Source organism: Thalassolituus hydrocarboniclasticus (assembly GCF_025345565.1).
In the GTDB taxonomy this organism is placed as follows: domain Bacteria; phylum Pseudomonadota; class Gammaproteobacteria; order Pseudomonadales; family Oceanobacteraceae; genus Venatoribacter; species Venatoribacter hydrocarboniclasticus.
The window spans coordinates 3682965-3698461 of sequence record NZ_CP054475.1 but is presented as its reverse complement, the minus strand read 5'-3'; the positions used below and the strand labels follow the sequence as shown (position 1 = coordinate 3698461).

The following is a 15497-nucleotide window of genomic DNA, read 5'->3' as shown; positions in this document are numbered from 1 at the left end:
ATGCCCCACTCAGATTCACTCAACGATGGTATCCATTCTCTGGCCACAGCCGTTCAGCTCCCGGTAGAGATCGTTGGGCTTAACAGTCCGTTGTCCAATAACGGCTTGGGTATCAGTATCGGAACAGCACCAGCCATACCGCTGTTCTCTTTGGTTCAGGAAGCTGACAAAGCGGAGTTTGGTGAGCTACTCAGCCGGGATGGTGCGCATCGGGTTGTCTTTATGGATCACATATCACCTGCACAGGCGACGAAGTTGAGGGAAGCGGGTATCCAGTATCTGGATGCTTCCGGCAATGCCTTTATTCATCAGCACGGCCTGCACATCGTTGTGATTGGAAAGAAGCGCGCGACCGCTGCATCGAACAGAAAACAGCTGCCGGCCGAGGTCAAAACCGGAAAGGCTTTTCAGCCGGCTGGTTTGAAAGTTGTTTTTGCGTTGCTGGCCGACCATGAGCTGGCAAGAGCTTCGATGCGGACCATTGCTGAACGGGCTGGAGTATCGTTGGGATCGGTCAGTGCCATCATCAAAGATCTGACTGCCCACGAGTATCTGGTGGGCAGCGGGAATCAGCAGGAACTGATCAACACCAGCCAACTGGCTAACCGTTGGACAGAACTCTACCCCTATAGCATTCGGGATAAGGCTCATATCGGCCGCTTCACGGCTCAGGCCCCGGATTGGTGGCAGGCATTGCCGACGGATGTGGATTATCAGATCAGCGGCGAGATTGCTGCACTCAAACTCACCGGATACCTGAACCCCAAAGACGGCATCCTCTACGCTGAAGACGCTCAGTTGCCTGCCCTTATGAAAGCCGGTCGGTTACGGCAATTGAAAACCGATGAAAAACCAGAATTCATTATTGATATCTACCGACCCTTCTGGAAAGTGGATAGCGCAAAGCATATTGCGCCTGATCTGATAGTCGTCAGCGATTTGTTGTCAACGAGCGACCCCAGAAATGTGGATGCAGCCAGAAGGGTAATGAATGAATACCTTGATTGATGTGACCGGTAAGCTGCCACGCGGTCTGGTCGAGATGTATCGGAAGGTCGATATCTGTGCCAAAGGTCTGGGCATTGATTACCTGATTGTCGGAGCTATGGCACGGGACCTGGTTATGCACCATGGATTCGGCGCACATATTGAGCGCGGAACCCGGGATGTGGACTTTGCGATCCGGGTGGCCTCATGGCAGGAATTCAATACATTAAAAGAAGCACTGTCTGCTCAGGGGCTTTCCGTGGATCAGAAGCTGGCCTATCGGCTGGGCTTCGTCGATTCAGACAGCTTGCCCTGGGAACTGGATATTCTGCCTTTCGGCAACGTGGTCGATGCGCATCACGACATCAGCTGGCCACCGGATGGCGAGTTTAAAATGTCGACACTGGGCTTTCCGGAAGCACTGCTCCAGGCATGGCAAGTTAAGATCACGCAGGACTCCGAGTGCCTGGTTAAGGTCGCGAACCCCGTCGCCATCATCATTCTTAAAATGGTCGCATGGACGGAGCGGGACCGCGAGCTAAGAAAGAAGGACGCTGCAGACATCGGCTACATTCTGCAGAATTACGCCAAAATCCCCTCAGTCCTCAGCTGTCTTTACGAGGATGGGCACATGGAACGTTGCGACTGGGATGAGGACATGGCTTCCGCTGAACTTCTGGGGATTGAAATAGCTGACGTATCAGCAGAACCAACCCGTCAGTACATCATCAAACATCTGGTGGAAAACCAACCCAACAGGGCCTTCGGTACCGGGTGTGGTATAGGTAGTCTCAGGTTTCAGACTCAGGTACGGACTTCCGAACAGACTCGGGAGTAAAGCTGAAATAGACGCCGGTTCCCCCTTCGTTACGTCGTTTAATTTCCGCATTGCCGGAAAGCTGATAAGCCCGCTCCTGAATAATCGCCATGCCATAATGGTTACGTTTTTCCGGATCAGTATTGATACCGATGCCATCGTCTTCGATTTCCAGAATCACTTCCTTCTGGTCATTGCTGCAAAGGCTGATGTGTATGTTTTTGCCATGAGAGTGGTGGATGGCATTCTGGCTGGCTTCGCGGATTATCTGTAATAGATGAATTTCTTCCTGAGGTGATAAGGGGATATTAAAAATATCGTAGTTCAGGGATATTTCCATATCAGATTGCTCATGAAACTGATCTACGGTTTTCTGCAGTGCTTCGAGTAATCCTTTGCCATCCACCTTAAGACGGAAGGTTGTCAGCAGTTCGCGCAGTTGCCGGTAGGCAGAATCCAGACCCTGTTTCAGTTCAGCAGAGACATCCATCATTATTTCGAAGTCAGAACTACCGATGGCCCGGTTAAGGCGGGTGACCTGAATTTTCAGATAAGACAGAGCCTGAGCCAGAGAGTCGTGCAGCTCGCGGGCAATAACGTTACGCTCTTTCATCAGCGTAATCCGGCGGATGTTTTCCTCTTCACCCTGCAGGCTCATTGCAATAGCAAAGAGGTTGGCGACGGAGGTAAACAGATCACGCTGCCAGCGCAGCAGTGACTCCGGATGGCTGTTCAGGGTCAGAACACCATAGTCTCTGTTTTCTCTTGAGATCGGGAAATTAATCTGGGATGCATTGCCGCTGTTTGGTGTCAGACAGTCCCGGCAATTGCGTGAGCGGCAGTCATCATCCAGCTCTTTACTGCCATTAATCTGCAGATATGGAATATCCCCGCTTTCCGTCAGCAGGCAGAGTTCAATATTGTCGATACCTGTTACTACGGAAAGCTCTTTCAGGATGTTATCAAAATCTTCTTTCCTGATTTCATGGGTACTGGTTCGTCTGGCCAGATTGTAGAGAAAGCTGAGCGTTTTATTGCTGTTCTGCAGCTCGGCTGTTTTCTCTTCAACCTGCTTCTCCAGCGATTCATACATATAGGAAATCGCTTTACACATATGTTCAAAAGAGCGGGAAAGTACACTCAGTTCATCGGTGCCTTCTGATGGTGATATGTTGCAGGAAAAATCACCCCGGCTGATCTGGCGGGCGGTATTGGTCAGCTCACTCAGCGGTACGGTAAAGCGCAAATGTATCCAGTAGATAACAATGGCAGACAGAATCACGGTAATAAAAAACGCAATAATCTGGAAAGTTCTTAACGTCCGTATTTTTCCTTCGGCATTATGCTGAATGATCAATACCAGCCGATTAAGATCATCTACAAAAGCATTAACAAGATCTAATTTTTCATCAGCGCCCGTTTCTGAATCGCTGATTTTATTGGCCAGTAATATTCCCCGCTCCCTCAGCTCGTTAAAGAACTCTGTTGATTCAGCATTTCTGACCACGTTTTTCATTATTGGGTTGTTGAAGATACTGCGGATGATTTCTTTATTGTCACTTGCTGCTTCAGGATCTGTCAGCAGACGATGGCTGTGCATTCGTAAAGAGCCTGCACTGTTAATGGCATAAGCATCATTGTCGGTCTGATCTGAGAGCCAGTAAGAAACCAGAATGGTTGATATTGCCATCAGAATAATGGCGCTCATGGCGAGGTTGATGCGGGTAATAACCGATGTCTGTTTCATAGTTTAAAAACGGTAAATACGACTGAACGGTTATCTTACCCGCAGGATGTATTCAGGGATATGGCTGTTATTACTGGACCATATGCGAATGCTTATTATTAGACAGGATTACTTTTAGCTACTCCCCTTGCTTCCGCGGGATTGATTCAGCGCAGTATTTTTTATGGGTGAAAAATAAATTCCTTTAAAATCAATGGCTTGAAAAATAATTCATTTACCACTTTGTGAGTATTTTTGTGTGCAGGACGATGTTTTCCGGCCCGTGACGCCGGCCCGGCCCCATCGTTAATTGGTGCAATCTGAGTAGTATATCTCCGTATGTTTATAGCCGGTCTTTCGGGACACATCAGGAGTTAGCTATGAGTCACCTACTGGAGAAACTTCGGTTTTTCAGAACTCGTAAAGAGTCTTTCGCCAATGGCCATGGTGCCACAACGGATCAGGATCGCAGTTGGGAAAAAGGTTATCGTCAGCGTTGGCAGCATGACAAAGTCGTGCGTTCTACCCATGGTGTGAACTGCACAGGTTCATGCAGCTGGAAAATCTACGTTAAAGATGGTCTGGTTACCTGGGAAACCCAACAAACCGACTACCCGCGCACCCGTCCCGATCTGCCGAATCACGAGCCCCGCGGTTGTCCGCGTGGCGCCAGCTATTCCTGGTATATCTACAGCGCCAACCGCCTGAAATATCCGAAAGTACGTGGTCAGCTGATGAAACTGTGGCGCGAAGCCAAAGCTCAGCACAGCGATCCGGTAAAAGCCTGGGAATCGATTGTTTCTGATCCGGTAAAAGCAAAAAGCTACAAAGAACGCCGTGGCCTGGGTGGTTTTGTCCGTGCCAGCTGGGATGAAGTAAACGAGCTGATTGCCGCGTCCAACGTCTATACCACCAAAACCTACGGCCCCGACCGCGTCACCGGTTTTTCGCCGATTCCGGCCATGTCGATGGTGTCTTATGCCGCCGGTGCACGTTATCTGTCATTAATCGGCGGTAACTGCTTAAGCTTCTACGACTGGTATTGCGATCTGCCGCCGGCCTCACCGCAAATCTGGGGTGAGCAGACTGACGTGCCGGAGTCTGCCGACTGGTACAACTCCAACTACATCATTGTGTGGGGCTCCAACGTTCCGCAGACCCGTACCCCGGATGCGCACTTTCTCACGGAAGTGCGCTACAAGGGCACCAAAACCTGTGTAATTACCTCCGATTATTCCGAAGCTTCAAAATTCGGCGACACCTGGCTGGCTCCGCGTCAGGGCACCGACGCCGCACTGGCGATGGCGTTCGGTCATGTGATCTTAAAAGAATTCCACGTCGATAACCCGAGTGCGTATTTCACCGATTATGTAAAACGTACCACCGATATGCCGATGCTGGTGATGCTGGAAAACAATAATGGACACCTGAGTGGTGGTCGTTTTCTGCGTGCCGCCGATCTGGTCGACAATCTGGGTGAAAGCAATAATCCCGACTGGAAAACCATTGCCGTTAATAACGATGGCCGCTTAACCAGTCCGAACGGTGCCATTGGTTATCGCTGGGGTGAAAAAGGTAAGTGGAATCTGGAACAGAAAGACCGCGATGGTGACGTGGATCTGATGCTGTCCCTGAAAGACCAGAACGATGGTTTTGCCGAAGTGGCATTCCCGTATTTTGGTGGAGCACCGCACGAATACCAGTATTTTCAACATACCGAACACAGCGAAATTCAGTTGCGCAAAGTGCCGGTTAAGACCGTGCAACTGGCGTCCGGTGGCACCGCTCAGGTAGCAACTGTGTTCGATATGATGCTGGCACACTACGGTGTGGACAACGGCATCGGCGACAGCAGCCGCGCCAGCAGTTTTGACGATAATGTGCCGTACACACCGGCCTGGCAGGAAGTGATTACCGGTGTTGATCGTGCCGATGTGATCCGTATCGCCCGTGAGTTTGCTCACAATGCCGATAAAACCCGTGGCCGTTCCATGGTGATTGTGGGCGCAGCCCTGAACCACTGGTACCACATGGATATGAACTACCGTGGCCTCATCAATATGCTGATGATGTGTGGCTGTATCGGTCAGACCGGTGGTGGCTGGGCACACTATGTGGGTCAGGAAAAACTGCGTCCGCAAACCGGCTGGACCCCGCTGGCCTTTGGTCTGGACTGGGTGCGTCCGCCGCGTCATATGAATGGCACCTCGTTCTTTTATAACCACTCCAGCCAATGGCGTTATGAAAAACTGAATATGACCGAGGTGATTTCACCGCTGGCGCCGAAAGAAAAGTGGAATGGCAGCATTATTGATTTCAACAGCCGTGCTGAGCGCATGGGCTGGTTGCCATCCGCGCCGCAGCTCGGTACCAACCCGTTGCATCTGGCTGGCGCTGCAGCCAAAGCCGGTATGGATGTAAAAGATTATGTGGTGGAACAGCTGAAGCAAGGTGAGCTGAAATTCGCCTGTGAACAGCCGGATAATCCGCAGAATTTCCCGCGCAATATGTTTATCTGGCGTTCCAATCTGTTGGGCTCTTCCGGTAAAGGTCATGAGTACATGCTCAAGCATTTACTGGGCACCAAACATGGTCTGCTGGGTAAAGACCTGGGGGATTTCGGCGGTCAGAAACCGCAGGACGTGGAATGGGTGGATAACGGTGCCGAAGGCAAGGTCGACCTGTGGGTAACACTGGACTTCCGTATGTCCACCACCTGTCTGTATTCCGACATCGTGTTGCCGACGGCCACCTGGTACGAAAAAGACGATATGAATACCTCGGATATGCATCCGTTTATTCATCCACTCAGTGCGGCGATTGATCCGGTGTGGGAAGCCCGTTCCGACTGGGAAATTTTCAAAGGCATTGCCAAAGAATTCTCCCGTGTCTGCGTGGGGCATCTGGGCGTGGAAAAAGATCTGGTCACTACCCCGATGCACCACGACACCCCGGCCGAACTGGCCCAGCCGTATGGCGTAAAAGCCTGGTGGAAAGGCGAGTGTGAAGCGATTCCGGGTAAAACCATGCCGGGTCTCACCTTAGTGGAGCGCGATTATCCGAATACCTATGCTCGCTTTACCTCCATCGGTCCGCTGCTGGAAAGCATCGGTAACGGTGGTAAAGGCATCAGCTGGGATACCAAAGATGAAGTGAAATTGCTGCGTCAGCTGAATTACACCCATACCGATGATGGTGTGAATCAGGGTATGGCCAAACTGGATACCGCCATTGATGCCTGTGAAATGATTCTCACGCTGGCACCGGAAACCAACGGTCATGTAGCGGTTAAAGCCTGGGAAGCGCTGGGTGAAATTACCGGACTTGATCATACGCATCTGGCTAAGCCGAAGGAGGAAGAAAAAATCCGCTGGCGTGACATTGTGGCGCAGCCGCGCAAGATTATTTCGTCGCCTACCTGGTCGGGTCTGGAAGACGAGCATGTGTCCTATAACGCGGGTTATACCAACGTGCACGAGCTGATCCCGTGGCGCACCATTACCGGTCGTCAACAGTTTTATCAGGATCATGAATGGATGCGCGATTTTGGTGAGCAGCTGTGCTCTTACAAACCGCCGATCAACCTGAAAACCGTAGCGCCTGTGCTGAATAAAAAGCCCAACGGTAATAAAGAGATCGTGCTGAACTGGATTACCCCGCACCAGAAATGGGGCATTCACAGCACCTACTCTGACAACCTGCTGATGCTGACCTTGTCGCGCGGTGGTCCGATTGTGTGGATGAGTGAAACCGATGCCAAAGCTGCCGGTATTGTCGATAACGACTGGATCGAAATATTCAACGTCAACGGCTCTATTGCCGCCCGCGCGGTCGTGTCGCAGCGTGTACCGGAAGGTATGAGCATGATGTACCACGCTCAGGAGCGCATCGTAAACGTACCGGGTTCGGAAATGACCGGCACCCGTGGCGGTATTCATAACTCGGTAACCCGGGCGGTGATGAAGCCGACCCATATGATTGGTGGCTATGCCCAGCAGGCCTATGGCTTTAACTACTACGGCACCGTCGGCTGCAATCGTGACGAATTCGTCATCGTGCGCAAGATGAACAAAGTCGACTGGCTGGACACCCAATAAGGTTGGAGTGAGGTAATCCTATGAAAGTAAGAGCACAAATAGGCATGGTGCTGAATCTGGATAAGTGTATCGGTTGCCACACTTGCTCCATCACCTGCAAAAACGTCTGGACCTCCCGCGAAGGGGTCGAATACGCCTGGTTTAACAACGTGGAAACCAAGCCCGGTATTGGCTTTCCGAAAGAATGGGAAAATCAGGAAAAATGGAAAGGCGGCTGGAAGCGTGACGCCGGCGGCAAACTGCAGCTGAAAATCGGCGGTAAATTACGGGTGTTGGCGAATATTTTCGCCAACCCGGATTTGCCGGAAATTGACGACTATTACGAGCCGTTCGATTTTGATTACCAGTATCTGCATAACGCACCGGATAAAAAGCATCAGCCCGTGGCGCGTCCACGTTCGCTGATTACCGGCCAGCGTATGGAAAAAATCGAATGGGGCCCGAACTGGGAAGAAATTCTCGGTACCGAGTTCGAAAAGCGTAAAGCCGATAAAAACTTCGACGATGTGGTACAGAAAGATATTTACGGACAGTTTGAAAAAACGTTCATGATGTATCTGCCACGCTTGTGCGAACACTGCCTGAATCCTGCCTGTGTGGCAGCCTGCCCGTCCGGTGCCATCTACAAGCGTGAAGAAGACGGTATCGTGCTGATCGATCAGGAAAAATGCCGTGGCTGGCGCATGTGTGTATCGGCCTGCCCGTACAAAAAGATCTATTACAACTGGAAATCCGGTAAGTCCGAGAAATGTATTTTCTGTTTCCCGCGTATTGAAGCCGGTCAGCCGACCGTCTGCTCGGAAACCTGTGTAGGCCGTATCCGTTATCTTGGTGTATTGCTGTACGACGCTGACAAAATCGAAGCGGCTGCCATGACACCGAATGAAAAAGATCTGTATCAGTCTCAGATTGATCTGTTTCTTGATCCGGATGATCCGCAAGTTATTGAAGCCGCCCGTAAAGAAGGCATCAGTGACAACTGGATTAAAGCGGCCCAGCGCTCTCCGGTTTATAAAATGGCCATGGACTGGAAAGTGGCTCTGCCACTGCATCCGGAATACCGCACTCTGCCAATGGTTTGGTATGTACCGCCACTGTCTCCGATTCAGACCGCTGCCCAGGCAGGTCATGTCGGTATGAATGGTGTGATTCCGGATCTGAAATCACTGCGTATTCCACTGCGCTATCTGGCTAATTTACTGACTGCCGGTGATGAAAAACCGGTTGAGCGGGCACTGGAGCGCATGATCGCTATGCGTGCTTTCAAGCGTTCACAGCAGGTGGACGGTGTGGAAGATCTGGATGTGCTGCAACAGGTAGGGCTGACAGCCGTTCAGGTGGAAGAAATGTACCGCTATATGGCGCTGGCTAATTACGAAGACCGCTTCGTTATCCCGAGCAGCCATACCACCTATGCCGAAAACGCTTATGACCTGAAAAGCAGTTGCGGTTTCAGCTTCGGTAATGGCTGTGGTGATGGTAACAACAGTGTGAACCTGTTCGGATCTCAATCTGCCGGTGTGCGTCAGGTTATCCCGGTTGTGGTAGAGGAATAAACATGAAAATACTTCGCCTGATTTCATTACTGATTGATTATCCGACCGCAGAACTGATTGCGGAAAAGGATGCGTTGCTGGCTGTGGTGGCCAGCTCCGGACTGCCGGCGGAACATGCTGAGTCATTATCGGTTTTTATTGAAAACCGTTGTCGCGGTGACATCGTCGACTGGCAGGAAGAATATGACGGCCTGTTTGAGCGTGGCCGTTCACTGTCCTTATTGTTGTTTGAGCACGTGCATGGTGAATCCCGCGACCGTGGTCAGGCTATGGTGGATTTGCAGAACCAATACAAAGAAGCCGGGCTGGATATCGCAGTAAATGAATTACCGGATTATATCCCGCTGTACCTGGACTTTCTCAGTACCCAGGGTGATGACAACGCCCGCTTAGGTTTACAGGAAGTTGCACACATTCTGGCCTTGCTGGCATGCCGTCTTGAGCAGCGGAAATCTGATTACACATCCTTATTCCATACTCTGGTTGGTCTCAGTGAAGTTGCGCTGGATCTCGATGATCTGCGTGGTCAGATTGCCGGAGAAGTTCCGGACAATACGCCTAAGGCGCTGGATAAGGTCTGGGAAGAAGAAATGGTGAATTTCATGGATAACGCTGAGTCATCCTGTGGCACCGGCAATCGTCCCAGCGAAGGCCAGCGGCGTGATCAGTATATCCCGCTGAATACTGAACTGTTGAATGCGTCTGCTGCCAAGCAGGCGTAAAGGAGTTGATTATGAGTTATTTCAATACGCTGGCATTCGGTATTTATCCATATGTCGCAATGGCAATTCTGTTTATCGGCAGCTGGGTTCGTTATGACCGGGAGCAATACTCCTGGAAAGCCAGCTCCAGTCAATTGCTGGAAAAAGAAAAGCTGCGTATGGGCAGTATTCTGTTTCACATAGGTATTCTGGGTATATTTTTCGGCCATTTATTTGGTCTGCTGACGCCTGTCGAAATCTGGCATGCTATTGGCGTAACCGCGCCAATGAAGCAGCTTGTGGCAATGGGAGCTGGTGGGCTGTTTGGTCTGATCTGCTTTATCGGTCTTACCATTCTGATTCAGCGCCGGCTGTTCAATCCCCGTATCCGTGCGACCAGTAAAAAAATGGATATTGTTATTCTGTTCTTACTGTATGCACAGCTGATTCTTGGGCTGGTTTCGATCGGTGTTTCTGCGGGTCATCTTGACGGTCATGAAATGATGAAGCTGATGATGTGGGCACAAAATATAATGACTCTGGATCTGGTTGACGCTGTGGAAAATATTTCCAGCGTACACTGGATTTTCAAAATGCATATTATGCTGGGGATGACGCTGTTTGTTGTCTTTCCGTTCAGCCGTCTGGTGCACATGCTCAGCGCGCCGGTGCAATATGTTACCCGTCAGCACCAGATTGTACGTAAGCGTTTTGCCCGTTAATACATGAGATAAGGCCCGTATTTTCTGTTAAAACAACGAATATGGGCCACGCGGAGTCAGTAATGATTAAAGTGAATGATGTTACTATTCCTGAGTCGGCCATCCTGGAAGAAATGCAGTATCACCCGGCTGAAAGCAAACGCCAGGCGATGCTGAAAGCAGCAGAATCCCTGGTTATTGGTGAAATTCTACGGCAGCGGGCACAAGCTCTGGGACTGCCTGTTTCTGACAGTGGCAGTCAGGCCGGCCAGGATGATTTCATTGAGAAATTATTTGATCAGGATGTTTACCTTCCGGAAGCGACGGAGGATGAGTGCCGTCTGTATTTTGAAAAAAATCCCATGCGCTTTACCACGTCACCTCTGCTGGAACTGCGCCACATCCTGCTGGCTGCAGCCCCGGATGATGAAGTACAGCGTGTTGACAGTAAAACGCTGGCTGAAACACTGGTGCATAAATTACGCGCCGGAGAAAACTTTTCTGACCTGGCCAGACAGTTCTCTGCCTGTCCGTCGAAAGAAACGGGTGGCAGTCTTGGGCAGATCAGTACCGGACAAACCGTTCCGGAATTTGAACGTCAGGTGTTTACTGCAAACGAAGGCTTGTTACCTGCACCTGTTGAAAGCCGATACGGTTTTCATGTGGTATTTATTGAACGTAAAATTGCGGGAAATCCATTACCTTATGACCAGGTCGAGGCCCGTATACGCCAGTATTTGAATGACAAAGTAAAGGCAAAAGCAACGGCTCAGTACATTCAATCCCTTATTCAAGAAACCCAATTAGAAGGTTTCGATTTCTCTGTATCAGATTCGCCATTGATGCAGTGATAAAATGGTACTCAGTGCTCATTTGTAAAAGGAGAGCACGATGATCTTTAAACTAAGTTCTTTGGCCAGTGCTTTATTGCTGGCTTCCCCTGTGGTTTTTTCCCAGAGCTTTGATGGCGTTCCCGGAAACTTTCCGGCTGATTTCCGTCTTCGCTATGAAACAAATGACACAGATAACCTGACAAAGTCGGCCACCGCATTAACTCTGAGAAGCCGCATTGGTTATGAGACAGATAACTACAGTGGGCTGAAGGCACTTGCTGAAATTGAAGATGTCAGAAGCATTATTGACGACTATGCACCTGAGAGCAGCGGTTATGATCCTGTGGCTGATCCGGTCAATACCGAAATCAACCGGGCACAGCTGTCTTACACAAAAGAAGCGTTAACGGCTGTGGTTGGCCGTCAGCGTATTATTCTGGATAACGCCCGGTTTGTCGGCAACGTAGGCTGGCGGCAGAATGAGCAGACTTATGACGCTGCGCTTCTGCAATATAAAAAGGACAATATTGGGCTTACCTACGCTTATATTAATCAGGTCAACGATTTCAATTTCTCCGAGACTGATATTTCCGGCCATGCACTGAATATCGCCTTTGACCAACTTCCGGTTGGCAAGCTGGTAGCCTATGCCTATCTGGTTGATATTGACGATTCCGATCTTTATTACGATACCTATGGCGTCAGCCTGGCTGGTCAGAAACCACTGAATGATATCAAGGTCAATTATCTGGCTGAGATTGCTACTCAATCGGCATATAAAAATGGTGATAAAGACGCGATTTATTATCATATTGAAGCCGGAGCAACCCTGCAGGGGGTTAACCTGACACTGGGTAATGAAACCCTGGGAAGTGATGATGGCAATTATGGTTTTCAGACTCCACTGGCAACCAAACATGCTTTTAATGGTTGGGCGGATAAGTTCCTGAATACACCGGATAATGGCCTTTCAGATACTTATATCCGTTTATCCGGGTCCTTAGATAAGCTCAAGGCTCTGGTCATGTACCATGAGTACTCAAGTGACAGAGGAAGCGACGATCTTGGTTCAGAGCTTAATGTTCAGCTTCTGTACCCATTATCAAAGAATCTTTCCTCCGGGCTTAAATACGCAAGCTATGATGCTGCAGACGGCGGCTCTGATACAGACAAATTCTGGCTCTGGTGCGGTCTTTCTTTTTAGGTGAAGCCTCCTCCTTTACGCCTGCTCTGCAGGCGTTTTTTTTTGGGTAGATATTGCCCAGAGTAGGTACTCCCTATGCCCTTGAATACTGTCGATAATCAGCTTTCAGCATCAACTCTCCGGATCTGATTGATCTGTGTCATAAATCCACAATCCCCTTATGGGTAGAGCTTTTAATGAGCGCTTTTTTTGCAGATTTTCCGCCTATTGCTGCCTTATTAAGACAGGGTGATTATGAAGCCATGATCTGATTAACAGGGGAATATCATGGCGACTAAAGGTTCAGCTTACATTGAAAAATGGGACGTGGAGGACAAGGCGTTCTGGGAGCAGGAGGGAAAGCAGGTTGCCAGCCGGAATCTGTGGATTTCAATTCCCAGCCTTTTGATTGGCTTTGCCGTCTGGCTGATGTGGGGAATGATCACCACGCAGATGAAAAATCTCGGTTTTGATTTCAGTACCGAGCAGTTATTTTCTCTGGTTGCTATTGCCGGCTTATCCGGGGCAACGCTGAGGATTCCGGCATCCTTTATGATCCGCATTGCCGGTGGCCGTAACACCGTCTTCCTGACCACAGCATTGCTGATGGTTCCGGCGCTGGGGACTGGTATGGCGCTGATGGAGCCCGGAACCCCTTACTGGGTATTTCAGTTAATGGCATTGCTGTCTGGTATTGGCGGCGGCAACTTCGCCTGTTCCATGAGTAATATCAGTACCTTTTTTCCGAAAAGCCAGCAGGGCTACGGTCTGGGCATGAATGCCGGGCTGGGTAATTTCGGTGTGACCACTATGCAGATATTAATTCCGCTGGTGATGACTGTCGGTCTGTTTGGTCCTCTGGCTGGTGATCCTATGGTTCTGCAATCTGCCAGCGGAACTCTGGTTGGTCGTATTGAGGCGGGCTCAGAAACCTGGATTCAGAATGCCGGTTTTGTCTGGCTGTTAATGTTGATTCCACTGGCCTTTGCCGGTTGGTTTGGTATGAATAATCTGAACGTGGTGACTCCTGAACCAGGACATCCTTTAGCTGCCTTCGGAAAAATTATTGGCTTGTATACCATTGCTCTTTTTACCGCAGCGGTTGGTATCTACATGATGGGAATGATTGGCATGTGGCTGGCTCTGCCATTTACTATCATTCTGACTCTGATCCTTCTGCGTATGATTCCCGGAAGTATTCAGCCTAACATCAAAAATCAGTTCAAAATTTTCCGCAATAAACATACATGGTCAATGACCGTGCTCTACATCCTTACCTTCGGTTCATTTATCGGTTTCTCTGCTGCTTTACCGCTGTCTATTACCGTTATCTTCGGAAAAATGATGCAGGCAGGCGTGGATGGCGAAATGATCCGTGTGGTAAATCCTGATGCTCCGAGCGCTCTTACCTGGGCATGGATTGGCCCCTTTGTTGGTGCATTAATCCGCCCGGTTGGTGGCTGGATTTCCGATAAAGTCGGTGGCTCGATTGTTACGCAAATTATCTCGGCGGTTATGGTCGTGGCTTCTGTGGCAACAGGCTATGTAATGATGCAGGCCTACAACTCTGCCAACCCTAATGACTACTTCATGGTGTTTATGCTGCTGTTTATTGTGTTGTTTGCAGCCAGCGGCATTGGTAACGGCTCAACATTCCGCAGTATCGGTGTGATCTTTGACCAGCAGATGAAAGGCCCTGTTCTTGGCTGGACCTCCGCGGTTGCCGCTTATGGTGCTTTTATTGCCCCTAAAGTGATGGGTGCTCAGATTAAAGCCGGAACTCCAGAGCTGGCAATGTATGGCTTTGCAGTTTTCTACGCACTTTGTCTGCTTATTAACTGGTGGTTCTATCTGAGAAAAAGTTCAGAAATCTACAACCCTTAAGACCTCTGTAAACATTTAATTCAGGTGACTTTATGAGAAATAAGAGTTTAAAAGCCGGAGATCTTATCAATGGTGAAGTTTTTGTTGCCCATGAAGGATGGACTATACAGCGTCTTGCTGACTTCTTCGTTAGCCATGATATCTCTGCTGTTCCTGTTGTTGCTGATGACCATAAACTTGTTGGCGTTGTCAGCGTCAGTGATGTCTTTCGCTTTAATAGTCTTGATATTAATGAGAAGGAAGCTGCACTGAGTCGTCTTTACCGGCGCGAATACGATATGAAAGTGCCGGAAGAGGATCTGAAAAACTGGGTAAAAGACATTAATAAGTCATGCATGGTGTATCAGATCATGACCCCCGATGTTATTACCATTGATGTCAATGACGATATCAACGTCGTTGCTGATACCATTCTGGATAAACATATCCACCGCGTGTTTGTTACCCGTGATGGCAATGTCGCGGGTGTCATCACCGCTATGGATCTGATCCGGTTTGTGTTTCACAGAAGCGCAGAGTTCTGTGCCGATGAACGGGAGTGCATGGTATGAAAATCATGATTGCTTATGACGGTTCACGTAATGCGAAGCTGGCACTGGCACGAACCATTACCATGTTCGGTTCGCTTAAGCCGCAGCTTATTCTGGTTGCGGTTGCCGAGAATCCCCGCGATATCACCGAGAACAACGAAGCGCTGTTTAATGACGAAGTTGATGAGCTGAAAGGCTTTCTGGCTGAGGCTCAGACGTTATGTCAGAACGAGAAAATAAGCGCTGAAACTCTGCTTCTGGATGGTGACGCGCGGAAAATGTTACTCGCGGCGACAGAGAAGTTACGCCCGGATCTCCTTGTTATTGCCCGTCACAGTCATGAACCGGACGGCGGCTTTATCGCCCGCTCACTGACCTACTTTGTGGATGAACTCGATTATATGACCTTTGGCAGCGTCAGTTCATTTTTAACCAGGCGGGCGCAGTGTCCATTACTCATTCTGCCCAGCATGTAGAAATCA

The 15497-nt window shown here is 49.6% G+C and carries 12 protein-coding genes; 11 read left to right on the top strand and 1 reads right to left on the bottom strand.

Translation table 11 applies throughout. From position 1 onward, the window contains the following. Positions 1 to 1008 (top strand): type IV toxin-antitoxin system AbiEi family antitoxin, encoded by a 1008-nt coding sequence (locus tag HUF19_RS16615; protein WP_260997631.1) that lies wholly within the window; start codon positions 1 to 3, stop codon positions 1006 to 1008. Beyond that, on the top strand, positions 992 to 1825 hold the full coding sequence (locus HUF19_RS16610) for a nucleotidyl transferase AbiEii/AbiGii toxin family protein (RefSeq protein WP_260997630.1): 834 nt from the start codon (positions 992 to 994) through the stop codon (positions 1823 to 1825). Before HUF19_RS16615 ends, HUF19_RS16610 begins: the two co-directional genes overlap by 17 nt. Here HUF19_RS16610 and HUF19_RS16605 read toward each other — a convergent pair. After that, positions 1779 to 3551 carry a histidine kinase gene (locus HUF19_RS16605; RefSeq protein WP_260997629.1) on the bottom strand — a complete coding sequence of 591 codons (1773 nt, stop codon included), beginning with the start codon at positions 3549 to 3551 and terminating at the stop codon, positions 1779 to 1781. The two genes, HUF19_RS16610 and HUF19_RS16605, sit on opposite strands and share 47 nt — an antisense overlap. Before the next feature lie 359 nt (positions 3552 to 3910). Here HUF19_RS16605 and HUF19_RS16600 point away from each other — a divergent pair, with 359 nt between their 5' ends. The 9 genes from HUF19_RS16600 to HUF19_RS16560 all read left to right on the top strand — a co-directional run bounded on the left by HUF19_RS16600 (position 3911) and on the right by HUF19_RS16560 (position 15491). Further along, a complete protein-coding gene (locus HUF19_RS16600) occupies positions 3911 to 7627 on the top strand; it encodes a nitrate reductase subunit alpha (RefSeq protein WP_260997628.1) in 3717 nt (1238 codons plus the stop codon). A gap of 20 nt (positions 7628 to 7647) precedes the next feature. After that, the gene (narH, locus tag HUF19_RS16595) at positions 7648 to 9183 is read left to right on the top strand and encodes a nitrate reductase subunit beta (RefSeq protein WP_260997627.1); all 1536 of its coding nucleotides are present in this window, start codon (positions 7648 to 7650) and stop codon (positions 9181 to 9183) included. 2 nt (positions 9184 to 9185) lie between these two features. Further along, complete coding sequence (narJ, locus tag HUF19_RS16590) at positions 9186 to 9905, top strand: nitrate reductase molybdenum cofactor assembly chaperone (protein ID WP_260997626.1); 720 nt, start codon at positions 9186 to 9188, stop codon at positions 9903 to 9905. Between the two features lie 11 nt (positions 9906 to 9916). Next, positions 9917 to 10606 carry a respiratory nitrate reductase subunit gamma gene (gene narI, locus HUF19_RS16585; RefSeq protein ID WP_260997625.1) on the top strand — a complete coding sequence of 230 codons (690 nt, stop codon included), beginning with the start codon at positions 9917 to 9919 and terminating at the stop codon, positions 10604 to 10606. A 62-nt stretch (positions 10607 to 10668) separates the two neighbouring features. Then, positions 10669 to 11436 (top strand): peptidylprolyl isomerase, encoded by a 768-nt coding sequence (locus HUF19_RS16580; RefSeq protein WP_260997624.1) that lies wholly within the window; start codon positions 10669 to 10671, stop codon positions 11434 to 11436. A gap of 40 nt (positions 11437 to 11476) precedes the next feature. Continuing rightward, entirely contained in the window at positions 11477 to 12622 is a 1146-nt protein-coding gene (locus tag HUF19_RS16575) for an alginate export family protein (protein WP_260997623.1), read from the top strand. A gap of 267 nt (positions 12623 to 12889) precedes the next feature. Continuing rightward, positions 12890 to 14485 (top strand): MFS transporter, encoded by a 1596-nt coding sequence (locus HUF19_RS16570; protein ID WP_260997622.1) that lies wholly within the window; start codon positions 12890 to 12892, stop codon positions 14483 to 14485. Positions 14486 to 14517: 32 nt separating this feature from the next. Beyond that, entirely contained in the window at positions 14518 to 15036 is a 519-nt protein-coding gene (locus tag HUF19_RS16565; protein ID WP_260997621.1) for a CBS domain-containing protein, read from the top strand. Further along, positions 15033 to 15491: a universal stress protein gene (locus tag HUF19_RS16560; RefSeq protein WP_260997620.1), complete on the top strand. Its 459-nt coding sequence runs from the start codon at positions 15033 to 15035 to the stop codon at positions 15489 to 15491. The genes HUF19_RS16565 and HUF19_RS16560 overlap by 4 nt, the downstream gene beginning before the upstream one ends. Positions 15492 to 15497 lie beyond the last annotated feature (6 nt).